Here is a 22,543-nt window from a genome sequence, read left to right as displayed (position 1 = left end):
GGCGAATCGGGCGCGCAGTGCAACGCGCCCGGAGCAGTCAGAACAACGTGCCCTGGCTGGGGACCGGCTCATCCTTCGCTGGAGGCGCTGGCCGTGGCGGTTGTGGCGGATCGACGCTCGGCTCCACTCCACCCAACCGCCACGCCAACCCCGAAATCCGCGCCGCATGCCGGGCGAGTGCGGCGCGCAGCACCGGTTCGCTGGCGGCGATGTGCAGCGCGCGGCGGGCGCGGGTGATGCCGGTGTAGACCAGTTCGCGGCTGAGCACGCGGGCGTCGCGGGCCGGCAACTGCAGCCAGACTTCGTCGAATTCGCTGCCCTGGGCCTTGTGCACGGTCATGGCGAACGCGCTCTCGTGCGCGGGCAGCGCGGCCGGGTGGAAGCCGCGGACCTGGCCGTCGCCGGCGCCGTCGAACCAGGCGACCAGGGTGCCCTGCGCGTCGCGCAGGCAGATGCCGACGTCGCCGTTGAACAGGCCGTGGCGATAGCTGTTCTCGGTGATCAGCAGCAGGCGCCCGTGGAACCAGGGCGAGGCGGCGCCGAGGCGGCGCGCGCCGCTGGCGGTCTCGGCCAGCAATTGCTCGATGCGTGCGTTGAGCCCGCGCGCGCCCTGCGGGCCGGCGCGCACGGCGGTGAGCAGGCGCAGGCGCGCGGCAGCGCGCAAGGCCTGCGCCGGGTCGTCGGCGTCGCCGAGGGCGCGCCAGTGCGCGAGCAGGGCATCGCCGCCGGCGGCGAGGGCGTCGTCGACACCCTCGTGGAACTGCACGCCGGCGAGCTGGCCGTCGCGCAGCAGGCGCAGGGCGCCGTCGGCATCGCCGCTGCGCACGGCGTCGGCCAGCGGCGCCAGGGCGAAGTCCTGGGCCTGGCGGTAGCCGCGCAGCAGGTGCACGCGGTGCCCGGCCTGGCCGCCACGGTCGTGCGCGACCGCGCTGTGGCCGAGCAGCGGCTGCAGCGCCTGCGCGTCGTCGGGCTGCAATGCGTCGCCGGGGCCGGCGGCCTGCAGGATCGCGGCGAGCACGTCGCCGGCTTCCACCGAGGGCAACTGGTCGGCGTCGCCGAGCAGGATCAGTTGCGCGCCGTCGGCCACGGCTTCGACCAGCTTGCACATCAGCGGCAGGTCGACCATGGACGCTTCGTCGATCACGATCAGGTCGAACGGCAGCGGGTTGTCGGCGTCGTGGCGGAAGCGCGGCAGGTCGGGGATGACGCCGAGCAGGCGATGCAGGGTGATGGCGCCGGCCGGCAGGGCCTCGGCCAGGGTGGGGTCGACGCCGTCGGCGAGTGCGCGCGCCACGGCGGCACGCAGGCTCTCGGCCATGCGCTCGGCGGCGCGGCCGGTGGGCGCGGCCAGGGCGATGCGCGGCGACGGCAGGCCGGCGGCGCGGGCCTGGGCGAGGCGCAGCAGCAGCAGGCGGGCGATGGTGGTGGTCTTGCCGGTACCGGGGCCGCCGGTGACCAGCAGCAGGGCACGGCGCAGGGCGAGCGCGGCGGCTTGGGCTTGGCGATCGGATGGATCGTTAGCGGTCGGACCCTCACCCGCCCTGCGGGCACCCTCTCCCGGGGGGAGAGGGAAGAGCTGGGCGAACAGGGGCGCGAGGGCGGCGAGGTCGCTGTGCGGCAGCGGCTGCGCGGCGAGGCGGCGCAGGCCCAGGGCCAGGCGTCGTTCGTACTCGCGGTAGCGGCGCAGGTAGAGCAGGCCGTGTTCGAGTACGAGCGGGCAGTCGGGGCTGGCGGCGCCCTCGGCGGCGGGTTGCGCGATCCAGCGCGAGGCTGCCAGCGCGCGGGTCCAGTCGTCTGCGGTGGGCAGCGTGGGGGCGGCGCCGTCGCGGCTGTCGAGCAGGAGGCTGGCGCGTGCCGGGTCGAGGCCGGCGTGGCCGCTGGTCACTGCCAGCGAGGCCAGGGCGGCGCCGGCCAGGACCAGGTCGGGGGTGTTCGGGTCGAGGCGGCTCAGGCTGTGCGCGAAGGCGTGGTCCAGCGTGCGCAGGGTGCCGGTGCGGTAGAGCGTGGTGAGGAGGTTGGATTGGCTCACGGGGTGGCTCCGTGGGCGGACGTACCCTCACCCCAACCCCTCTCCCGGGGGGAGAGGGGCTCAGCCGGGGCGCCGGCGAAGAGAGTGTCGACGCCTTCGATCAGTTGCGGGTCGAAGCGCCAGGCGTGTACGCCCGGCGATGGGTCGCGTGCGGCATCGAGGCCGCGGCAGAACAGGTAGCGCACGCCGCCAAAGTCGCGGGCGTAGTCGTAGGCACCGCCCAGGCGGAAGCGCAGCCAGCGGTGCAGCGCCACGGTGTAGATCAGCGCCTGCAGGGTGTACTCGCTGTGCGCCATCGCCCGCGACAGGGCGTCGGGGTCGTAGGCCGGCAGGCGGTTGGACTTGTAGTCGAGCACGTACCAGCGGCCGTCGTGCTGGTAGGTGAGATCGATCAGGCCGGTCATCAGCCCCTCCAGGCGTTGCCGCGTGCCGAACGCCTGGCGCTCGCCGGCCACGCCGAAGCGGTGCAGCAGCGCCAGTAGCGCATCGACCCGGGTCGGGCGCATGGCGAAGTGGAATTCCATTTCGTTGCGCCGCTGCGCGTCCGGCACCGCGGCCAGGCAGGTGCCTTCGGGCAGGGCGACGGTGAGGGTGTTGCCGACCAAGGCGGTGAGCATGGCGGTGCCGTCTTCCAGTTCGTCCTCGGCATAGCCGCCGCGTTGCAGCGCTTCGACGATGGCGGTGGCCTGGCCGGCCGGCGCCGGCTGGCCTGGCTGCCAGCTACGCCAGGCGGCGAAGTCGCAGCGCTCGAACACGTCGTGCATGGCCACGCCGAAGCGGTTGCCGACGAAGCGACGGTCGACCATGTCCACTTCCACCGCGGCGCTGACCGGCTCGCTGGCGGCGGGTTCGTCGCTGCCGCCGCTGCTGGGCACGGTGGCGCTGGCCATCGGGTCGCTGCCGGCGTCGGCGTTGGCGAGCTGGGTGAAGCTGTACACCCACCACTCCGGCAGCACGCGCCGCTGCGGCACCCGCGCCGGCGGCACCGGCGGCGCCGGCTCGGGTGGCAGACGCGGCAGTTGTGCCGGCGGCGGTGTGCTGTCGAGTGCGACCGCGCCGGGACCGGCGGCGGCCTGCAAGGCGTCGAGGTCGCGCAGCATCGGCGCCAGTGCGGTGCGTTCGTGCTGCGGGAAGGCGCCGGTGGCGATCCACAGCGCGTGTTCGGCGCGGGTCAGGCCGACGTAGAGCAGGCGCGCGTCCTCGGCGCGCTGTTCCTGTTTCCACGCGGCTTCGGCGGTGTCCCAGGCAGGATCGGACTCGCCGCCGCTGCGGCCGGTGTTCCACTGCAACTGGCGCCCGCCCTGCGGCGCCGGCACCACGCAGTGGCGCCCGGGGCTGCGCTCGCTGCGGCCGATGTCGGCGTACGGCAGGAACACCAGCGGATACTCCAGGCCCTTGCTCTTGTGCAGGGTGACGATCTGCACGCGGCGCGCGTCCGACTCCAGCCGCAGCTGCTGCGTTTCGTCGCTGTCGTCGGCGTTGGCGATGCGCCGCGCCAGCCAGTCGACCAGCCCATGCGGGCCGAGCGCGCGGGTGTCGGCTTCCTGCAGCAGCTCGGCCAGCTGCAGGTAGTTGGTCAGGCGGCGCTCGCCGTCGACCAATGCCAGCAGGCGCTGCCCGTGTGCGGCGCCGAGGTCGCCGATCAGCGCCAGCGGGCCGCCGCGCTGCCAGCGCTCGCGCCAGTCCAGCGCCTGCTGCTGCCAGCGGCGGTGACGCTCGCCGTCGTGGTCAAGCGCGGCGATGGCCGCGGCGTCCTCGCCGATCAGCACGGTGGCCAGTGCGGCGCGCAGGCGGCCGTCGTCGCCGGGATCGAGCAGCGCCTGCAGCAGTGCCAGCAGTTCCAGTGCTTCATCAGTGGCGAACAGGCTGCGGCGGCCGGCGGCGACCGCGGGAATGCCGGCCGCGGCCAGCGCCTGCTGGATGCGCGTGGCCTCGCCATGACTGCGCACCAGCACCGCGATGTCGCCCGCCTGCACGGGTCGGCCGAGCAAGCTGGCGCTGCCGTCGCGCGCCTCGGCCAGCCAGCCGCGGATCGCCGCCACGCAGGCGGCGGTGCACAGCTCGCGGGCGCGACCGGCGCTCCACGGCTTGGGCTTGCCCGGCTTGGCGGTGGCCGGCGGCGGCGGTTCCGGTGCGCGCCACACGGTCAGCGCCGGGGCCGGCGCGCCGCCGCGCTGCAGGTCGGCATCGACGCGCTTGCTGCCCGGCTGCACGGGGTGGAAGGCGATGCCGTCGGTGAGGAAGGCCTCGGCGTAGCCGGCCTGCGCGTACAGCGCGTCGATCGCCGCCAGCAGCGCCGGGCGCGAGCGGAAGTTGTGCGCCAGCGGCGGCGCGCGTTCGGCGTCCGCGGCGGCGGCCAGGTAGGTGCGCACGTCGCCGCCGCGGAAGCCGTAGATGGCCTGCTTGGGGTCGCCGATCAGGGCGAGCAGCGGCGGCGTGTCGTCCGGCGCCGACAGCGATGGCGCAAGCGCCGCATCGTCCTGCACCACGTTGGCATCGGCCGTCGCCGGGGCGAACACCTTGCGGAAGATCGTCCACTGGCGGTCGTCTGTGTCCTGGAATTCGTCGACCAGGGCGACCGCATACTGCGCGCGCAGCCGCTGCGCCAGGGCGGCGCCGTGCGGGCCTTCCAGCGCGCGCGCCACGCCCTCGACCAGGTCGTCGTAGGTCTGCACGCGGCGCTGGCGCTTGAGATAGGCCAGCCGCTCCGCCGCGTCGGCACGCAACGCGTGCAAGAGACAAATGCGACGTCGTGTGCGCCACTGCGCCAGTTGCGCCAACGCGGCGAGGTAGCCGTCGATGGCGTGGCCCAGCGGCGAGGCCGGGGTGCGCTCGGCGTGCTTCTTGTTGGTGCCGGCGGCCAGTTCGGCGGCGGTGAGCTTGACCAGCTTCGGATGCGGCGGCACGTCCGCCGCCGGCGCCGCGGCGAAGGCGTCCAGCCAGTGCCACAGCGCGGTCAGCCAGTCGGGCTTGTAGCTGACCTTGCTCAGCACGCCGGCCTCGATCGCCGCGGCGATCGCTTCGAAACAGGCGGTGCCGTGGGTGCGGAACGCCTCGGCCAGCGCCACGCCGGCGCGCTGCGCGGCCTGCTGCAGCACGGCGCCGTCCTCGGCGGAAAAGACCGGCGCGGCCGGTAACAGCGTCGGATGCCGCACCAGTTCGCGCAGATCGATGGCCATGCCGTCAGGTCCGCCCGGCCACAGCGCCACCAGATCCTCGGCCATCGCTGGATCGGCGGCGCGCTGCCGCCACAGGTCGGCGGCGACGTCGCGCAGCAGTTCGCGGTCGTCGGTGAGCAGTTGCGGCGCGGCGAAGGCCTGGCCGCTTTCCAGCGCATGCTCGCGCAGCACGCGCGCGCAGAAGCCGTGGATGGTGAAGATGGCGGCGAGGTCGATGTCCTCGGCCGCCTGCTGCAGGCGGCGGCGCAGGGCGGTGGGGGTTTCGGTGCTCGCGGCCAGGTGCGCGGTGAGGATGTCGCGGGTCAGGGCGACGTCGGGTGGGTCTTGTTGCGGTGTTGGATGCGATGGGTCGGTCGCGAGGTCGGTCGCGGCTAATCCCGAAAAGGGGACAAGAGCCGCTCCTACGAGGTCCTGGTCCGGATCGGGGACCAGGCTGGCCGCCAGTGCCAGGCGCTCGCGGATGCGCCGGCGCAGTTCCTGGGTGGCGGCCTCGGTGAAGGTGACGGCGAGAATCTGGCCCAGGCGCAGGCCGCGTTCGACCACCAGGCGGGTGAACAGGGTGGCCAGGGTGAAGGTCTTGCCGGTGCCGGCGCTGGCCTCGATCAGTCGCACGCCGTGCAGCGGCAACTGCAGGTAGGGGTCGCGGTTGGGCGCGGCGCTCATTCGGCGTCGTCCTGCGTGCCGCGCCAGCGCTGCCAGCTTTCGCTGAGCCGCTCGGGATCGAGTGCGGGGCCGGCGTCGCCCTGTTCGAGCAGGCCGAACACGCGCTGGCTGGTGGCGGCGAAGTCGGCGAAACGCTGCGCGTCGGCGAATGGGTCGCGGCCGCGGCCGACCAGGCGCAGTTCCGGGCTGTCCGCCTCGCTCCAGCCGAAGCTGGCCTGCCATTGCGCGGCGGCCTCCTTGATCGCCTTGTCGAGATCGCCAGCGCGCGCGGCCTGGTAGTACTTCCAACTGCTGTACGGCGCGAACGCCAGCGGCGCCTGGCGGCCGTGGCGATACAGCTGCAGCAGCGCGGCCAGCGCCTGCTGCGCCTGCGCGGCGGGCAGCGGGTCGCGGTCCATCGGATGCGGGCCGAGGCTGTCGTCGTGGTCGAAGAAGCGCACGTAGGGCACGCGTTCGCCGGCGGCGCGCAGCAGCAACCATTCCAGGCCGTGGCGGATCGCGCTACGCCCGCTCAAGGCGCCCACCTGCACCCGTGCCACGCCCGGCGTGTACCAGCCCGGCAGGCGGCCGTGCAGCGCGGTGCCGTCGAGGTCCACCTGCAGCCGCGGCGCCAGCGGCGCGGCATCGCTGCCGCGCCAATGCCGGAACGCCTCGGCGTACGGGCGCAACTGGCGCACGCGCTCGTCGAGCTGGCGCCGGCCCAGTGGCCCGGACGGCAGCAGTGCACGGGCGCGCAGGCGTTCGTACAGGGCGTCGGTGTCCTCGCGCAGCACCGCCTCGAACACCTGTTGCTGCAGGCCGTACTGATCGAGCCCGCGGCTGGGCGCCAGCAACGGTTCCAGGTCGCTGTCGGCCTGCGCCGGATCGGGCAGGCGCAGGCCCAGGCGCTGGCGCAGGAACTGCCCGGCCGGATCGACCAGCAGGCGGCGCAGATCGTCGATGGACAGCTGCGAAGGCAGCGCGTCGTCGGACGCGGCGGGCAGCGCGTCGATCCACGGCGCCAGCGGCTGGCGCTGGCCGACCAGGCTGTCCACCGCCGGCCGCCATTGCCGGCGGTAGCTGAAACGGCGCGGATCGGCGGCCTCGGCACCAGTGGCGCCGAACGCGGCAGCGGCGAACGGCTGCAGCGGATGCCGCACCACCAGCGCCGCGGCCGCGGCCGGGTCGGCGTGGTACTGGGCAGCGCAGGCCAGCAGTTCGCCGACCAGCGGCGAGGGTTCGCGCACACTGCCGTCGCGCGCGTCCGCGCCGAGATAGCTCAGGTAGAACACTTCCTGCGCCGAGGCGAACAGCTGCAGGAACAGGAAGCGATCGTCCTCGCGCGTCGAACGGTCGCCGTGGCGGCGGCGCGTGGTGCCCAGTTCGGCGGTGAGGCGGTTGAGCCCGGCGGCCGGATCGCGGCGTGGGAAATCGCCGTCGTTCATGCCCAGCAGGCAGATCACCCGGAACGGCAGCAGCCGCATCGGCACCATGCGGCCGAAGCTGATGCCGCCGGTGAGCAGCGGCGCGCGCGTGTCCGATTCGCCCAGCACCGCGGCGAAGTGCGCGCGCACCACCTCGGCCGGCACCGCGTCGGCGTAGTCGGCGCGGGCGGCGTCGCGCGCGAACTGGTCGATCAGCGCGCGCAGCCGCTCCAAGGCACGCTGCTGGCGCGGCGCCGACGGACTCTGCGGCAGCAGCGCCTCGAGCAGGCCCAGCAGCACTTCGCGCCACTGCGCCGGCGGCATCGGCTCGGCCAGCGCGGCCTGGTGGCGGTCGAGTACGCGCAGCAGGCGCAGCAGCGTGTCCAGTGCGGCCAGGGCGCTGCCTTCCAGTTGCGGCCACGGCGCCACGCCGTCGATGTCGTCCTCGGCGCCGCTGGCGTGACCGAGCAGCAGCCGGTCCAGGGCGAAGCGCCAGGTGTAGGCGTCGTCGGCCGGCGCCTGGTGGCGCTGCCGGTGCGCCGCGTCCAGGCCCCAGCGCGTGCCGGCAGCGTGCAGCCAGCTGCGCAGGCGTTCCAGCCCGGCCTCGTCCAGGCCGGCGGCCTCGGCGATCGGCGCGCTGGCGATCAGGTCGAGGATCTCGTGCAGGCCGAAGCGCGCGATCGGCAGCCCGAGCAGCGCCAGGAACACCTCCGCCAACGGCTCGCTGGCCAGCGGGCTGGCGTCGGCCAACGCATAGGGCAAGGCGTCGTCGCCGGCGTGGCCGCCGAACACCGCGTCCAGGTATGGCACGTAGGGGTCGATGTCCGGCGACAGCACCGCGATCTCGCGCGGCTGCAGCGGCGGCTCGAAGCGCGGGTCGTCCAACAGCGCACGCAACTGATCGTGCAGCACCTGCAGTTCGCGCAGGCGGGTGTGGCAGGCGTGCACCTGCAGGCTGGGATCGTGCGCATCCACCGCGGGCAGCGGCGCCGGCCGCGCCGGCGCGCGGCGATGGAACAGGTCGCTCTGCATGCGCCGCAGCAGGCTGTCGCCGAGGCCGCCATCGGCGAGCGCGCGCCGGCCCGACTCCAGCGGATCGGCGTAGACCGCGATCTCGGCCAGCGGGTGCACCACCTCGTAGTCGCCGATCAGCGCCATGAAGTCGCGCCCGGCCGCGCCCCAGGCCTGCAGCAGCGGATTCTCCTGCACCTGCTCGGCGAACAGCTCCACCGCCCCGCCCTCGCGGCGGCGCTGCCACAGGGTCTGCAGATCGCCCCAGTAGCCCTGCGCCGGGGTCGGCAGGTAGAAGTGCAGCGTGCCGGCGCGCGCCTGCGTGGCCAGCACGCGCAGCACGTCCGGGGAAATGTTGAGCACGGCGAAGGCGAACAGGCGCCGCGGCAGGCCCTGCGGCAGCGGCCCGTCGGGGCGCGCGTAGCGGTCCAGGTATTGGCCGATGCGGCGTGCGCGGTAGGCGCGGCCCGTGGCGATACGCCGCCACAGGCGCGCCTGCGGATCGTCCGGGTCGGCGCCGCCTTCCCAGCGCAGCAGCCAGTCGCGGCGCCAGGCCTGGTACTTCTCGAATACGTTGCTCAGCTCGCCGGCCAGGCTCCACGGCTTGAGCGCATCGCCGTCGGCCAGATAGCCGGCCAGCGGCGCCAGTGCCGCGTCGCTGCCCAGGTCGCCCTGCAGCGCCGCGTACAGGCGCCAATGCATGGTCGCCATGTCCAGATCGTCGGCCGCCGCGCCGAGATTGCGCTCCAGCGCGCGCGCGACGAACTCGCCGGGGGTGAGGAACTCCAGGTTCGCTGCCACCCCGTGCACCGCGGCCAGGGTCGACTGCAGCCAGCGCCGCATCGCCACCTGCGGGATCAGCACCACCTCCGGCGCCAGCAAGGGCTGCTCCGGCGGCGGCCGGCGCAGTTCTTCGGCGAGAAGGGCGGCCAGGGTATCCAGCGCGTTGGACGGATACAGCCGGAAATCGGGCGCGGACGGGGCAGGCATGTGCCGGGCATTGTGCCGGATGCGCGCAGGCGGCGCTGTTCCCTTCTCCCACCGGGAGAAGGTGGCCTGAAGGGCCGGATGAGGGTACAGGCGCAGCCTCATGCACCCGAACAGCGCGAGTCGCTTCGCGCCGGACCCTCACCCCAACCCCTCTCCCGGGAGGAGAGGGGCTAGCTCTTCCCTTCTCCCACCGGGAGAAGGTGGCCCGAAGGGCCGGATGAGGGTACGGGCGCAGCCTCGTGCACCCAAACATCGCGAGTCGCTTCGCGCCGGACCCTCACCCCAACCCCTCTCCCGGCGGGAGAGGGGCTAGCGGACTCCCTTCTCCCACCGGGAGAAGGTGGCCCGAAGGGCCGGATGAGGGTACGGGCGCAGCTCTCGTGCACCCGAACATCACGAGACGCTTCGCGCCGGACCCTCACCCCAACCCCTCTCCCGGGGGGGAGAGGGGCTTGAACGTCAGTACTTCTTCTCGACGTTGAACATCCAGGTCTGGTCGCTGCCGCTGCCGCTGTCGCCGTCGGTCACGCCGCGGTATTCCACGCGCGTGGACAGGCCCTGGTCGGTGCTGAACACCACGCCCACGCCCAACATCAGCCGGTTGCGGTCGTACACGCTCTGCCCGGTGCGGTACAGGGTGCCGCCGACGATGTCGGCATAGCCCAGCGTGGCGTCGCCACGGCCCTGGAAGTCGTGCTGGTACTCGAGCCGGAACTGCGGGGTCAGCCGGCCCCAGGTCATCTGCCGGCGCCATTCCAGGCGCAGGCCGAGGTTGCCGGTGGTGGTGGCCACGTCCATGTCTTCGTAGCGCAGCGCATACGGCGCCATCGCCGCTTCGCTGTAGGCGTCCAGCGTGGCGCGCGCGGCATCCACCCGCGCGTACGGGGTGATCTGCCAATCGCCGCGCTGCAGGTCGGCACCGGCCGACAGCGACGCGATCCACTGGTGGCCGCTGCGGTCGCCTTCGGCCAGCGCACCGTTGTCGGTGACGTAGCGGCGCAGGTCGTAGGACAGCAGCTGGTAGCCGACCAGGGTGTCGAAGAACAGCGTCTGGCCCGGGTGATAGCTGGCATACAGCGCCAGCGTGTACGCGGTCGACTTGCTGCGGCTGCCGTCGCGGCCGACATCGCTGTCGTCGCGGCCGAAGCCCACGCCCGCGCCCAATGCGAAGGACGAGGAGACGCGGTAATCGGCGCCCAGGCTCAGGCCATCGGTCTGGAAATCCACGCCGGCGCGCTGCGACTGCTTGTCCAGGCTGCCGGAGCGGATCGCACCACCCACCCACAGGCCGAGATCGCCTGCCGCAGTGGCATCGCGTGGTGCCGCCGACGCGGTGTCGGCGCCGCCGTCCATGGCGCCGTCGCGCAGGTCGCGGTTGGCCGGATCGCACGCTTGCGCGTCCAGGTTGCGATCGCTCTGCAGCGTGCGGTCGCGCTGGCGGCACTGCGAGCCGGCCTGGAAGCTCACGCCGTTGTCGAAGCCACGCGCACCCCGGTGGGTCGCCTCCAGGCGGCGCTGGAAGTTGTCGATCTGCGCCTTGGCGAAGCGCCGGGTCGACTCGGCCTGCGCGTCGATCAGGCCGCGCACCTGCGCATCCTGGGTCGGATCCGGGCGCGGCGCGATCATGAACACGATGTCCGCCTCGGCCGAGGTCGCATACGCGTTGGACAGGGTGAAGCGCACCGTGGCGTTGCCGGAGAAGGCCGGGTTCGGCACGAAGGTCAGCATGAAGCCCGGGCCGTCGTCCGCGGCCGCGGTCGGCACGCCCGCAGCCTTCGCGGCCGCGCGGGTGATCGTGGCGGTACCGGCATTGGCCGGCAGCACCGCGACCACGGCGGCCGCCACGAACGGACCGCCGGAGGCGTCGCGGGTGACGTCCAGGGTCTGCGCCTGCCCGGTCACCGCCGGCACCGTCACCGACACCGCGATGGGGCGGGCATTGACGGTGATGGTGACCACCACCGGCGCCGAACTGCCACCGGCGCCGATGGCGGTGTAGTGCACGCTGTCCACGCCCACGTAGCCCGGCGCCGGCGTGTACACCAGGCGCACGCCATCGACGGTCGCCGTGCCGTGGCTGGGCGCCGTGGCGATGGCGATGCTGTCGATGCTGCCGGTGTCGTTGCCGGTGACCGCCAGGGTCAGCGCGGTATCGACGAGGGTGGCGCCGGTGTCGTTCGCCGCCACCGGTGCCGGCACCGCCGAGGCGATGGTCAGGGTGTAGGCCTGCGTGGCCGAGAAGCCGTTGGCGTCGCTCACCTTGATGCTGAAGGCGAAGCTGCCGGCCGCGCTCGGCGTGCCGGACAGCACGCCCGCCGTGGTCAGGCTCATCCCGGCCGGCAGCGCGCCGCTGACCACGCTGTAGCTGTACGGCGCGGTGCCGCCGCTGGTGCTCAGGGTCTGGTTGTACGCCGTGCCCGCGGTGCCGGCAGGCAAAGTCGGCTGCCCCGGGGTCAGGGTCGGCGCGGCGATGCTCAGCGTGTAGCTGCGGCTGGCCTGGCCGGGGACGCCGGCGGTGCTGTCGGTGACGGTGGCGGTGAAGACGAAACTGCCCGCCTGGGTCGGGGTACCGGACAGTACGCCGGCGGCGCTCAGGCTCAGCCCGGCCGGCAGCGCGCCGGTGGCGAGGCTGTAGCTGTAGGGCGCGGTACCGCCGGTGGCGCTGAGCGCCTGGCTGTAGGCGCTGCCCGCGGTGCCGGCCGGCAGCGCCGGCGGCGACAGCGTCAGCGTCGGCGAGGCCACGGTCAGGGTGAACGCCTGCGCCGCAGTGAAGGCGTTGGCGTCGGTCACGTCCACGGTGAACGCGAAGTTGCCGGCCGTGGTCGGCGTACCGGACAGCACGCCGCCCGCGCTCAGGCTCATCCCGCTCGGCAAGGCGCCCGCATTGAGCACATAGCTGTACGGCGCGGTGCCGCCGCTGGTGCTCAGCGCCTGGCTGTAGCTGGCGTTGATCGCCGCTGCCGGCAACGTCGGCGGGGTGATGGCCAGGGTCGGCGAGGCGATGGACAGGGTGTAGGCGTGCGAGCCGCCGAAACTGCCGGCATCGGTGACGCCGACGACGAAGGTGAAACTGCCGGCCACGGTCGGGGTGCCGGATAGGACACCGGCGCTGCTCAGGCTCAGGCCCGCAGGCAAGGCACCGGAACTGAGCGCATAGGTGTAGGGGGCCGTCCCGCCGCTGGTGCTCAGCGTCTGGCTGTAGGCGGTGCCCGCGGTCCCGGACGGCAGGGTGGACGGGGCGACGGTCAGGGTCGGCGCCACGATCGCCAGCGTATAGCTGCGCGCCGCCTGGCCCGGAGTGCCGGAGGTGCTGTCGGTCGCGACCAGGGTGAAGCTGAAATTGCCGGTCACGGTGGGCGTGCCGCTGAGCGCACCGGTCGCACTGTTGACGGTCACGCCCGCCGGCAAGGCGCCGGCCGTGACCGCATAGGTGTACGGCGCGATGCCGCCGCTGGCCTGGGTGATCGCCGCGCTGTAGGCCTGGCCGGCGGTGCCGTTGGGCAGGGTCGTCGCCGGCAGCGACACGGTTGGCGCCGCCACCGTCAACGTGTAGGCACGGCTACCGCTGATGGGCGACGCGCCGCTGTCGGTCGCGGACACGGTGAAATTGAAGCTGCCGCTGCCGCTGGGCGTGCCGGACAGCACGCCGGCGGAACTCAGCAGCATCCCCACCGGCAATGTGCCGGTGGTGATCGCGAAGCCATACGGTGCGGTTCCGCCACTGGCACTCAGGGTCTGGCTGTAGCTGGTGCCGGCGGTGGCCGCCGGCAGCGACGTCGGCGAGATCGTCACCACCGCATCGTCATTGAGGATGGTGCCGGTCGCGGTGGCACGCGCGATGGTGGCGTTGCTGGCGCCCGACAGGTTCACGGTGAAGGTTTCGTCCGGCTCGACGGTGGTATCGCCGTTGACCGTGACGGCCACGTTCTGCGTCGTGGTGCCGGGCGCGAAGGTCAGCGTGCCGGAGCGGGCGACATAGTCGCTGCCGGCATTGGCGCTGCCGTCGGCGGTCGCGTAGTTGACCGTGACGGTCTGGCCGCTGGCGGCGCTGAGAGTGACGGGGAACGTCGCCGTGGTGGTGCCGCTGTTGCCTTCGGCGACGCTGACATCGCCGATCGATAGCGCCGGCACCGCATCGTCGTTGACGATCGTGCCCTGGCCCTGCCCGTCGGCGACCGTGGCACCACTGACATTGGTGACGTTGACGAAGAAGGTTTCGTTGGGCTCGTTGAGCGTGTCGCCGATCACCTGCACGGTGAAGGTGGCGCTGCTGCTGCCGGCCGGGATGGTCAGCCCGTTCACGCTGGAGGAGACGTAGTCGGTGCCCGCGGTCGCGGTACCGTCGGCGGTGGCGATGTCGAAGCTGACCCCGCCACTACCGGCCGGCTGGCTGAGCGAGACGGTGAAGGTGAACGCGGTGTTGCCGGCATTGCCTTCGTTCTGCGACACGTCGTTGATCGTCAGCGCCGGCTGGTCGTCATTGAGGATGGTGCCGGTGGCGCTGGACGGCGAGCCCACCGTGTAGCCGCTGCCCGCGTTGAGGCTGATCACCACGGTCTCGTCGGGTTCGACGGTGCTGTCGGGGGTGGGATCGACGGTGATGGTGCCGCTGGTCTGCCCGGCTGCAATCACCAGCGGCGAGTTGACCGCGGCGTAATCGGTACCGGACGTCGCGGTCCCGCCCACACTGAAACCGATCGAGAGCGCCGACGGCGATGGCTGGCTCAGGGTGACGGTGTAGACCAGATTGGCGCTGCCATCCTCGGCCACGCTGGCCGGCGACACCGCAATGCTCGCCGAGGGATAGTCGTCGTTGACGATGGTGGCGGTGGCGCTGGACGGGTTGCCGATCGAGTAGCCGCTACCGCTTGCCACCTGGAAGATCACCGTCTCGTCCGGCTCCACCGTCGTGTCGGCGACCGGGGTGACGCTGAAGCTGGCGGACGTCGTGTTGGCCGGCACCACGACACTGCTGACCGCGCCGGTGTAGTCGGTCCCGCTGGTCGCGGTGCCGCTCCGGGTCAGGTTCACCGTGGTCGCCGAACTGTTGGTCTGGCTCAGCGTCACCGTGTAGACGAAGGCCGTCCCGCTGTCCTCGTTGGCGCTGGACGGCGAAACGGCGATGCTGGCGGTGCGCGAGGGGTTGATGGTGATGTTGAAGACGACCTGGTTGTTGTCCTCGTCCAGCAGGTAGAACGAGTCCGAGGTCGCGCCGTCCCCGTTGTTGGTATAGGTCACCGTCTGCGTGCCAGGACCGGACTGCTGGCTGAGCACGAAACTGCCGTGCGCAGGCTGCACAAGAGGATCGGTCATGCCACCGTTCGAGGTCCCGTCGCAGTCGCTGACGTCGAACGTCACCGATTGGCCCTGGTTCACGGTCGCGGTTTTAGGCGACGGGCAGTACAAAGCCATGCAAACCTGCGACGTCGTCATCAACAGCAGCGCCATCAGCCAACGCAACATCCGTCGCACGCCGCTCGATGCGGAGCATTTTGTAGACATATTTCGATTCCCCCAAAACGCGCCACCCCATGGGCGCTGGCAGCCATCCTGGTGCCTCGGACTTCGCGGAACATCGGCCCAGCAAGCATCGGCCGTGCGCGTCGCGCGGCCATTGGAACAGCAAATTCGACGCCGCGTAAAGCAACAAATGCGTCACGTCTGTCTGGTTCAGCGAAATCGTCGCTTGCAAGTCGCCGAAGTCGTGATTAAGTAGTCTGGCGCCAGACACGAGGTCTGCCGCCATCCACTCCGGGGGGAGATCCGCATGAGCGAGTTCTTCATCGGTCAGATCATGCTGACCGGTTTCGCGTTTGCGCCAAAATATTTTGCGCAGTGCAACGGGCAATTGCTGCCGATCAATCAGAACCAGGCCCTGTTCAGTCTGCTCAGCACCCGCTTCGGCGGCGACGGCAAAACCACCTTCGGCTTGCCGGACATGCGCGGACGCACGCCGGTAGGCTACGGGCCATCGGCCGACCCGGCGTGGCAGCCGCCTGCGGTGCCGATGGGCCAGGCCGCCGGCGCGGAGACGGTGACGCTGGTAGGCGACAACCTGCCCCCGCATACCCACCTGATGACTTGCAGCAGCGCCAACGGTGACAACCGCATACCGACCGGCCGCCTGTTCGCCAACAACTACATCCCTACTGGAACTCCGCACGCGCTGTACGCTGCGCCAGGGGCAACGGTGCCACTGTCGCAGTCCACCATCGCCAATAGCGGCGGCGGCCAGGCGCATCCGAACGTGCAGCCGTACACCACGATCAATTTCTGCATCGCGCTGTCCGGCATCTTCCCTTCGCGCAGCTAGGCGCATCCGCATCCGGGCACGCCGCGCACAGTCGTGCGCGTGGCGCCTCATCGACCAGGAAGCATCTCATGGGTACTCCCTTCATCGGCGAAATCCGCATGTTCGGCTTCGGCCGTACGCCCCAGGGCTGGCAGGCGTGCGACGGCTCGCTGCTGCAGATCTCCGAATACGAACCGTTGTACGTCCTGCTCGGCACTGCCTACGGTGGCAACGGCACCAGCACCTTCGGCGTGCCGGATCTGCGTGGTCGCCTGCCGATCCACCAGGGTCAGGGACCGGGCCTGAGCAACTACCCGCTCGCCCAGCGCGCAGGCACCGAGACGGTGACATTGACGGAGCTGCAGATGCCGGCACACACGCATACCGCGCAGGCCACCACCGCCGCGGCCACCACCACCGCGCCCGCCGGGCTGTTGCCGGCCGCGGTCAACGGTAGCCAGTTCTATGCAAGCGACGTCACCGGCGCCACGATGCTGTCGCTGTCGCCGCAAAGCACGTCCTTCGCTGGCGGCAACCAACCGCACGACAACGTCATGCCGACGCTGACCGTGCAGTACTGCATCGCCACCACCGGCATCTTCCCGCAACAGGCCTGACCTCTGCGCCGCGCCGACACGGCCGCGGCACGCATCCGCTCATCGGAGGAATCCGCTCATGACCGAACCCTATATCGGCGAAATCCAGCTGTTCGGCTTCGACTACAACCCGTACGGCTGGGCGTTGTGCAACGGCGCCACCCTGCCGATCACGCAGAACACCGTACTGTATTCCCTGCTCGGCGTGGCCTACGGCGGCAATGGCACCACCACGTTCCAACTGCCGAATTTCGTCACGCGCGCCGGTTGCCAGCAGGGCGCGGGGCCGGGCCTGACGCCGCACACGCTGGGCAGCAACTTCGGCTCGGCATCGGTCAGCCTGCAGAGCACGCAGATCCCCATGCACCAGCACGGGGTCACTGCTGCCTCGCAGCCGGATGGCACGAAGAAAACCGCTTCGCCTGCGAGCGGTGTCGCCCTGTCGACGCTGAACGTGAATACCGAACGCCCGTTCCTGGCGGTCGCGCCGAACACGCAGTTCTCCCCGACCATGTTGATGCCCACCGGCATCGGCCAGGCGCACGAGAACCGGCAGCCGTATCTGGCGGTGAACTTCTGCATCGCGTTGCAGGGCAACTATCCGGTCTTCAACTGAGGACATGATGTCGATCGCCGCGTCGCCCGGCTTTCCGCAACGGGACGCCGGGCTCGCCGCGCCGCCCGCATTGCGGGCGCGCGGCATCGTCCTGCGCGCAGCACAGGCCGCGGACCTGGACTGGCTACGCGACCTGTACGCCAGCACGCGGCGCGACGAACTGGCCGCAGTCCCCTGGCCGGAGCCAGCCAAGCGCGCCTTTCTCGACCAGCAGTTCGCCTTGCAGCATGCGCACTATCTGCAGCACTTTCCCGGCGCGGACTTCCTGATCGTGGAAGACGCGCACGCGCGGCTGGGCAGGCTGTATCTGGACCGCAGCACGGATCCGCACGTCCTGGTCGATATCAGCCTGCTGCCGGACTGCCGCAGCCACGGCATCGGCGGCGCGCTGATCGCGCAGGCACAGGCGCTCGCGCATGCGGATGGGCGCGCACTGACGCTGCACGTGCTGCATGCCAATCCCGCAGCGCAGCGGCTCTACGCGCAGTTGGGCTTTGTCGCTGGCGAGGCCGGCCAGACCCATCTGGCCATGCGCTGGGATGGCGCCGGCACGAAGCCGGCCGCGCGCGTCAGTTGAACACCGCCTGATACAGGAAGCCGTCGCGTTCGCGCGCGACCGGCACCAGGAAGATACCGATCTCGCCCAAGCGCGGATGGCGCATCTGGTAGGTCTGCTGCGGAAACAGGAACGCCGAGCCGTTGCGGAACAGCAGCGAGAACGGCGCGCGCCGCGCCGCGGGCGGCGTCGGCAGCGGCCGCGCTTCGACCAGCACGAATGCGACCTCGCCTTCGTTCAACTGCGCCGAGAACGTCTCGTTCACGCTTCCTGCGAAGTGTTCCAAGCTCAACAGCTCCATCCTTGACTCCAGGTGTGGTTCGGCACGGGCGCCATGCCGGCATCGTCGCGTGCCGTCGCGACGCGCACAAGCGCTGTGCGGGCATTTGTCCACACCGCCCTTTGTCCACACCTCAAGTGCAGCTGCGCGGCGCTGGCGCGGTGGCGGCCATCCCGAGGCGATGTGCGGCGTCGCCGGCGGCCAATGCGCGGCCGTATGACACGCTGTTGCATGAACGGGGCGAAGCGGGCGCGCACACCGGCCCGCGCAGTGCCACAATACTGCACGGGCCAGTTCGGTTAAGTTCAGCCGAACGGATCGATCCTATGTTGTATTTTCGTTAAAGGTCGCGATGGCGTCTTCCGAATCCAATCTGGTGCAGTTGTCGGGCGTGCGCATCGACCGCGGCGGCCGGGCGATCCTGCGCGACGTCTCGCTGAGCGTGCCGCGCGGCAGCATCACCGCGGTGCTCGGCCCCTCCGGCAGCGGCAAGTCCACGCTGCTGGCGGCGCTGACCGGCGAGCTGGTGCCGGCCGCGGGGACGCTGCAGGTGTTCGGCAAGCCGCTGCCGCGCGGCAGCCGTGCGCTGCGCGAGACGCGCAAGAGCATTGGCGTGCTGCTGCAGGGCAACGGCCTGCTGACCGACCTGAGCGTGGCCGAGAACGTGGCGCTGCCATTGCGCGCCCACACCCGCCTGCCCGAGCCGGTGCTGCAGCGGCTGGTCGCATTGAAGCTGCATGCGGTGGGCCTGCTGGCCGCTGCCGACGCCTGGCCGCGCGAGCTGTCCGGCGGCATGGCGCGGCGCGTGGCGCTGGCGCGGGCGCTGGCCCTGGATCCGCCGCTGATGATCTACGACGAACCCCTGACCGGCCTGGATCCGATCGCCTCCGGCGTGATCATGAGCCTGATCCAGCGCCTCAACCACACCCTGGGCCTGACCAGCATCATCGTCAGCCACCACGTCCACGAGACCCTGCCGATCTGCGACCAGGCCGTGGCCATCGCCAACGGCGGCGTGGTCTTCGCCGGCACCCCGCAGGCATTGCAGGCCAGCACCGACCCGCTGCTGCAGCAGTTCCTGCACGGTCGTCCCGACGGCCCGATCCCGTTCGATGCGCCGCAGCGCGCGCGGAGCGCCGCCTGATGGCCATCGTTGCCCCGATCCGTTCCCTGGGCCGCGCCGGGCTGTTCTTCCTGACCGTGCTGCGCGGCTCGCTGCCGACCCGCGACCTGCTCGCCGAGCTGATCCGCGAGATCTACAAGGTCGGCGCGCGCTCGCTGCCGATCATCGCGGTGGGCGGCGCCTTCGTCGGCCTGGTGCTGACCCTGCAGGGCTACCGCACGCTGCAGACCTACGGCGCCTCCGATGCGTTGTCCACGCTGCTCGGCCTGTCGCTGTACCGCGAGCTGGCGCCGGTGCTGACCGCGCTGCTGTTCATCGGCCGCGCCGGCAGTTCCATCGCCGCCGAACTCGGCCTGATGCGTGCGACCGACCAGATCAAGGCGCTGGAACTGATGGCGATCGACCCGGTGGCCAAGGCGGTGGCGCCGCGCTTCTGGGCGGCGGTGCTGACCGTGCCGCTGCTGACCGGCATCTTCTGCTCGCTGGCGATCAGCGCCAGCTACTTCGAGGCGGTGGCGGCACTCGGCCTGGACCGCGGCACGTTCTGGTCGGCGCTGTCGAGCAGCGTGGATTTCTGGGACGACTTCGGCGTGGCGATGCTGAAGTCGGCGGTGTTCGGCGGCACGGCGGCGCTGGTCGCGGCCTATGTCGGCTTCCATGCCGAGCCGACCATCGAGGGCACTTCGGTGGCCACCACCCGCGCCGTGGTCAACGCCTCGCTGCTGGTGCTGATGTTCAACTTCGTCATGTCGGCGCTGCTGTTCCGCTGAGCGGCGCCAACGCGGGTCCGGCCGGCGACGGCAGGCTCCGCGGCAACATTCCGGTCGCGGCACTGGCGCCGCGGCCACGCTGAATCAACAAGGTAGACACGTTATGGCTCTCCGTGGTCCCCGTCTCGAGTTCGCCGTCGGCGCCTTCCTGCTGCTGGGCCTGGCCTCGCTGCTGGTGCTGGCGCTGGCTTCCACCAACCGCCAGTGGGGCTTCGGCGGCCACCGCTACGACCTGGTCGCGCGCTTCTCGCAGATCGGCCAGCTGCGTGCGCAGGCACCGGTGAAGATCGGCGGCGTCATCATCGGCCAGGTCGCCAAGATCGACCTGGACCCGACCAAGTTCGACTCGGTGGTGACCCTGTCCATCGACGACAAATACAAGGACCTGCCAGCCGACACCTCGGCGGCGATCCTGACCAGCGGCCTGCTGGGCGAGAGCTACGTCGGCCTGCAGCCCGGTGGCGACCCCGACACGCTCAAGCCCGGCCAGGAAATCGCCTTCACCCAGCCGGCTGTGGACCTGATCCAGCTGGTCGGCAAGTACATGTTCGGCGGCGGCAGTGCCGGCGGCGACAAGAACGCAACACCCGCTGCCGCACCCTCGGCCGATCCCACCACGCCCGCAACGGAACCCAAGCCATGACGATCAAACTGCTTTCCGCCGCTCTCGCCGCCGCGCTGGCCGTGGCCGCCCCCTCCGCCGCCCTGGCCCAGGCCGCCGCGCCGGCCGCCGCCGCCACCCAGGCCGGTTCGGCCAGCAAGGTGGTGCTGGAGAACAGCACGCGCATCCTGACCACGCTGGAACAGCGCCGCAGCGAGTTCAAGAGCAATCCCACCGCGCTGCGCCAGTTCATCGACAGCGAGATGAACAAGTCCTTCGACCGCGACTACGCCGCCCGCCTGGTGCTGGGCGTGCACGGCCGCGGCGCCTCCGACGCCGACGTCAAGCTGTTCGGCGACGCGATGGCCGACAACCTGATGCAGCGCTACGGCACCTCGCTGCTGACCTTCGAAGGCAAGCCGCAGGTGCGGGTGAAGTCGGAAACCCCGCTGCCGGGCGGCCGCGGCGTCAAGGTCTCCACCGAGCTGCTGCGCAGCGGCGGCGACCCGGTGCCGGTGGACTACCTGCTGCGCAACACCGGCGCCGGCTGGAAGATCTTCGACGTGATGGTCGAGGGCGTGTCCTACGTGCAGACCTTCCGCAACCAGTTCGATACCCCGCTGCGCAACAAGTCGATCCCCGAGGTCGCGGCCGAGCTGCGCAACGGCACGCTGCAGGCGGCACCGGCGGGCAACAGTGGCAAGTGATGCGCCGCAACTGCGCCGCGACGGCGACACGCTCGCGCTGAGCGGCGTGCTCGACCGTGCGGCGGCCACCGCGCTGTGGCCGGCAGCGCTGCGCGCGCTGCCAGGCGCACGCGCGCTGGACCTGCAGGCCGTCTCGCGGGTGGACAGCGCCGGTCTGGCGCTGCTCGCCGAACTCGCCGCGCGCCTGCGCGCCCAGGGCCAGGCCGAGGTCGCCATCCATGGCGCCCCGGCCGGCCTGACCGACCTGAGCGCCGCCTACCGGCTGGCCTCGACCCTGGACTTCCACTCTCCCCCTGCGGCGAGCTGACACATGAACGTGCTGCGTATCCTCACCTCCCTGACCCTGGCCGCCGCCCTGGGCGCCTGTGCTGGCGCGCCCAAGCGCACGCCGCCACCGCCCCCGCCGCCGGTGGCACAGACCGCGCCGGCCGCCGGCGACAGCGCCGCGGCTCCCGATGCGCACGCCGCAGCGGCGACCGCGGACAGCGCCACCGGCATGGACACCGGCGCCGCGCCGGCATCGGCAAGCGCGCCGGCGGCGATGCCGCCGGCGAGTGCTGCCCCGGGCGCCGGGTCGGCCAACGGCACGCCGACCTCGGCCGAGGACGACTACGCCGCGCTGTACGGCGGCGACCCGTACAACCCGGTCGCCGATCCGACCCTGCCGGAGGGCGTGCCTGCACCGCAGAGCTACGATCCGTGGGAGAAGTTCAACCGCAAGGTGCATGCCTTCAACAACGTGGTCGATCGTGGCGTGGCGCGGCCGCTGGCGCGCGCCTACGTCAACGTGGTGCCGCGGCCGGTGCGGCTGGGCGTGACCAACTTCTTCGACAACCTCAGTTCGCCGCTGACCATGGTCAACCAGCTGCTGCAGGGCCGTCCGCTGCAGGCGGGGCAGACCCTGAGCCGGTTCCTGATCAACAGCACGCTGGGCATCGGCGGCATCTTCGACCCGGCCACCGACGCCAACCTGCCGCGGCGCAGCGAGGACTTCGGCCAGACCCTGGGCGTGTGGGGCTGGCGCCGCTCGCGCTACCTGGAACTGCCGTTGTTCGGCCCGCGCACGGTGCGCGATGCGTTCGGCCTGGTCGGCGACGCGCCGCTGTCACCACTGCAGCAGATCGAGGAGGACCGGGTGCGCATCGGCCTGCAGGGCCTGCAGTTGGTCGACACGCGCGCGCAGTTGCTGTCGCTGGACAGTCTGCGCGACCAGGCGCCGGACGAGTATCAGCTGACCCGCGATGCGTGGCTGCAGCGCCGCAACTATCAGATCGAGAGCGACATGCGCGGGCACAAGCGTCAGGACGACGATCTGCCAGCCTATCTGCGCGAGGAAGAAACCAATCCGACGGTACCGGTGGACGCGATGCCGGTCCCGGAGTGGCGCGGCGGTCGTTGAGTCGCCTGCACTTAGGCAGCACAAAAACCCCGGCTTCGGCCGGGTTTTTTGTGCCTGAACTTTTTTGCCACCGCGCACAGCAGCAGCGCAGAGTGGAATGGCTGTTGGATTGCAGCGGGTGACGCCGTATCCGTAGCGGACGTGCCTTCGCTTTGCTCTTGCTCTTGCTTTGGCTTTGGCTTTGGCTTTGGCTGTTGCTTTGGCTGTTGATTTACCGGGGTCCCCTCGGCGCGGCAGCCGCGGCGGGCGAGTACCCGAAGGGCGACGCGCAGGATGCGCGTCGTTTTTCGCCGGCACATGGATGTGCCGTCGAAAAATGCCCGTCGTG

The 22,543-nt window shown here is 71.3% G+C and carries 17 protein-coding genes; 11 read left to right on the top strand and 6 right to left on the bottom strand.

Annotated features, from left to right (window positions below; translation table 11 throughout):
* Positions 1 to 37: 37 nt before the first annotated feature.
* The 4 genes from recD to PIQ37_RS19640 all read right to left on the bottom strand — a co-directional run bounded on the left by recD (position 38) and on the right by PIQ37_RS19640 (position 14,687).
* Positions 38 to 2,029, bottom strand: coding sequence for an exodeoxyribonuclease V subunit alpha (gene recD / locus PIQ37_RS19655; protein ID WP_342074754.1), 1,992 nt, complete (start codon positions 2,027 to 2,029; stop codon positions 38 to 40).
* Positions 2,026 to 5,871 carry an exodeoxyribonuclease V subunit beta gene (gene recB / locus PIQ37_RS19650; RefSeq protein WP_342074753.1) on the bottom strand — a complete coding sequence of 1,282 codons (3,846 nt, stop codon included), beginning with the start codon at positions 5,869 to 5,871 and terminating at the stop codon, positions 2,026 to 2,028. Before recB ends, recD begins: the two co-directional genes overlap by 4 nt.
* A complete protein-coding gene (recC, locus tag PIQ37_RS19645; RefSeq protein ID WP_342074752.1) occupies positions 5,868 to 9,275 on the bottom strand; it encodes an exodeoxyribonuclease V subunit gamma in 3,408 nt (1,135 codons plus the stop codon). Before recC ends, recB begins: the two co-directional genes overlap by 4 nt.
* Positions 9,276 to 9,734: 459 nt before the next feature.
* The gene (locus PIQ37_RS19640) at positions 9,735 to 14,687 is read right to left on the bottom strand and encodes a putative Ig domain-containing protein (protein ID WP_342074751.1); all 4,953 of its coding nucleotides are present in this window, start codon (positions 14,685 to 14,687) and stop codon (positions 9,735 to 9,737) included.
* On the opposite strand from PIQ37_RS19640, the gene PIQ37_RS19635 reads away from it, so the two are divergent.
* From PIQ37_RS19635 to PIQ37_RS19615, 5 genes are all read left to right on the top strand, one after another.
* Positions 14,587 to 14,991 carry a hypothetical protein gene (locus PIQ37_RS19635; RefSeq protein ID WP_267112391.1) on the top strand — a complete coding sequence of 135 codons (405 nt, stop codon included), beginning with the start codon at positions 14,587 to 14,589 and terminating at the stop codon, positions 14,989 to 14,991. The genes PIQ37_RS19640 and PIQ37_RS19635 overlap by 101 nt on opposite strands.
* A gap of 51 nt (positions 14,992 to 15,042) precedes the next feature.
* Positions 15,043 to 15,588: a phage tail protein gene (locus PIQ37_RS19630; RefSeq protein ID WP_017909951.1), complete on the top strand. Its 546-nt coding sequence runs from the start codon at positions 15,043 to 15,045 to the stop codon at positions 15,586 to 15,588.
* 68 nt (positions 15,589 to 15,656) lie between these two features.
* Positions 15,657 to 16,184 carry a phage tail protein gene (locus PIQ37_RS19625; protein WP_017909950.1) on the top strand — a complete coding sequence of 176 codons (528 nt, stop codon included), beginning with the start codon at positions 15,657 to 15,659 and terminating at the stop codon, positions 16,182 to 16,184.
* Between the two features lie 58 nt (positions 16,185 to 16,242).
* Positions 16,243 to 16,779: a phage tail protein gene (locus tag PIQ37_RS19620; RefSeq protein ID WP_017909949.1), complete on the top strand. Its 537-nt coding sequence runs from the start codon at positions 16,243 to 16,245 to the stop codon at positions 16,777 to 16,779.
* A 7-nt stretch (positions 16,780 to 16,786) separates the two neighbouring features.
* Entirely contained in the window at positions 16,787 to 17,356 is a 570-nt protein-coding gene (locus PIQ37_RS19615; protein ID WP_342074750.1) for a GNAT family N-acetyltransferase, read from the top strand.
* Here the strand turns inward: PIQ37_RS19615 and PIQ37_RS19610 are convergent.
* Entirely contained in the window at positions 17,349 to 17,636 is a 288-nt protein-coding gene (locus tag PIQ37_RS19610; protein WP_017909947.1) for a DUF6916 family protein, read from the bottom strand. The two genes, PIQ37_RS19615 and PIQ37_RS19610, sit on opposite strands and share 8 nt — an antisense overlap.
* A 331-nt stretch (positions 17,637 to 17,967) precedes the next feature.
* Here PIQ37_RS19610 and PIQ37_RS19605 point away from each other — a divergent pair, with 331 nt between their 5' ends.
* From PIQ37_RS19605 to PIQ37_RS19580, 6 genes are all read left to right on the top strand, one after another.
* Entirely contained in the window at positions 17,968 to 18,759 is a 792-nt protein-coding gene (locus tag PIQ37_RS19605) for an ABC transporter ATP-binding protein (RefSeq protein WP_342074749.1), read from the top strand.
* Entirely contained in the window at positions 18,759 to 19,508 is a 750-nt protein-coding gene (locus tag PIQ37_RS19600; protein WP_017909945.1) for an MlaE family lipid ABC transporter permease subunit, read from the top strand. The genes PIQ37_RS19605 and PIQ37_RS19600 overlap by 1 nt, the downstream gene beginning before the upstream one ends.
* Positions 19,509 to 19,611: 103 nt before the next feature.
* Complete coding sequence (gene mlaD, locus PIQ37_RS19595) at positions 19,612 to 20,151, top strand: outer membrane lipid asymmetry maintenance protein MlaD (RefSeq protein ID WP_017909944.1); 540 nt, start codon at positions 19,612 to 19,614, stop codon at positions 20,149 to 20,151.
* Positions 20,148 to 20,816 (top strand): MlaC/ttg2D family ABC transporter substrate-binding protein, encoded by a 669-nt coding sequence (locus tag PIQ37_RS19590; RefSeq protein WP_017909943.1) that lies wholly within the window; start codon positions 20,148 to 20,150, stop codon positions 20,814 to 20,816. The genes mlaD and PIQ37_RS19590 overlap by 4 nt, the downstream gene beginning before the upstream one ends.
* A complete protein-coding gene (locus PIQ37_RS19585) occupies positions 20,806 to 21,123 on the top strand; it encodes an STAS domain-containing protein (RefSeq protein ID WP_043093981.1) in 318 nt (105 codons plus the stop codon). Before PIQ37_RS19590 ends, PIQ37_RS19585 begins: the two co-directional genes overlap by 11 nt.
* A gap of 3 nt (positions 21,124 to 21,126) precedes the next feature.
* Positions 21,127 to 22,215 (top strand): MlaA family lipoprotein, encoded by a 1,089-nt coding sequence (locus tag PIQ37_RS19580; protein WP_342074748.1) that lies wholly within the window; start codon positions 21,127 to 21,129, stop codon positions 22,213 to 22,215.
* An 11-nt stretch (positions 22,216 to 22,226) separates the two neighbouring features.
* Here the strand turns inward: PIQ37_RS19580 and PIQ37_RS19575 are convergent.
* Positions 22,227 to 22,543 (bottom strand): hypothetical protein (locus tag PIQ37_RS19575; protein WP_342074747.1); only part of this gene is annotated, 317 nt, incomplete at its 5' end.

It is taken from the genome of Xanthomonas protegens (genome assembly GCF_038442435.1).
GTDB classification, from domain to species: Bacteria; Pseudomonadota; Gammaproteobacteria; order Xanthomonadales; family Xanthomonadaceae; genus Xanthomonas_A; species Xanthomonas_A sontii.
This window is presented reverse-complemented; position numbering and strand designations above follow the sequence as displayed.

Excerpts from the sequence above, each read along its gene's own strand:
- recB (WP_342074753.1), bottom strand. The coding sequence starts at position 5,871 with ATGAGCGCCGCGCCCAACCGCGACCCCTACCTGCAGTTGCCGCTGCAC.
- recC (WP_342074752.1), bottom strand. The coding sequence starts at position 9,275 with ATGCCTGCCCCGTCCGCGCCCGATTTCCGGCTGTATCCGTCCAACGCG.
- PIQ37_RS19635 (WP_267112391.1), top strand. The coding sequence starts at position 14,587 with ATGCCACCGTTCGAGGTCCCGTCGCAGTCGCTGACGTCGAACGTCACC.
- PIQ37_RS19640 (WP_342074751.1), bottom strand. The coding sequence starts at position 14,687 with ATGGCTTTGTACTGCCCGTCGCCTAAAACCGCGACCGTGAACCAGGGC.
- PIQ37_RS19630 (WP_017909951.1), top strand. The coding sequence starts at position 15,043 with ATGAGCGAGTTCTTCATCGGTCAGATCATGCTGACCGGTTTCGCGTTT.
- PIQ37_RS19625 (WP_017909950.1), top strand. The coding sequence starts at position 15,657 with ATGGGTACTCCCTTCATCGGCGAAATCCGCATGTTCGGCTTCGGCCGT.
- PIQ37_RS19620 (WP_017909949.1), top strand. The coding sequence starts at position 16,243 with ATGACCGAACCCTATATCGGCGAAATCCAGCTGTTCGGCTTCGACTAC.
- PIQ37_RS19615 (WP_342074750.1), top strand. The coding sequence starts at position 16,787 with ATGTCGATCGCCGCGTCGCCCGGCTTTCCGCAACGGGACGCCGGGCTC.
- PIQ37_RS19610 (WP_017909947.1), bottom strand. The coding sequence starts at position 17,636 with ATGGAGCTGTTGAGCTTGGAACACTTCGCAGGAAGCGTGAACGAGACG.
- PIQ37_RS19605 (WP_342074749.1), top strand. The coding sequence starts at position 17,968 with ATGGCGTCTTCCGAATCCAATCTGGTGCAGTTGTCGGGCGTGCGCATC.
- PIQ37_RS19600 (WP_017909945.1), top strand. The coding sequence starts at position 18,759 with ATGGCCATCGTTGCCCCGATCCGTTCCCTGGGCCGCGCCGGGCTGTTC.
- mlaD (WP_017909944.1), top strand. The coding sequence starts at position 19,612 with ATGGCTCTCCGTGGTCCCCGTCTCGAGTTCGCCGTCGGCGCCTTCCTG.
- PIQ37_RS19590 (WP_017909943.1), top strand. The coding sequence starts at position 20,148 with ATGACGATCAAACTGCTTTCCGCCGCTCTCGCCGCCGCGCTGGCCGTG.
- PIQ37_RS19580 (WP_342074748.1), top strand. The coding sequence starts at position 21,127 with ATGAACGTGCTGCGTATCCTCACCTCCCTGACCCTGGCCGCCGCCCTG.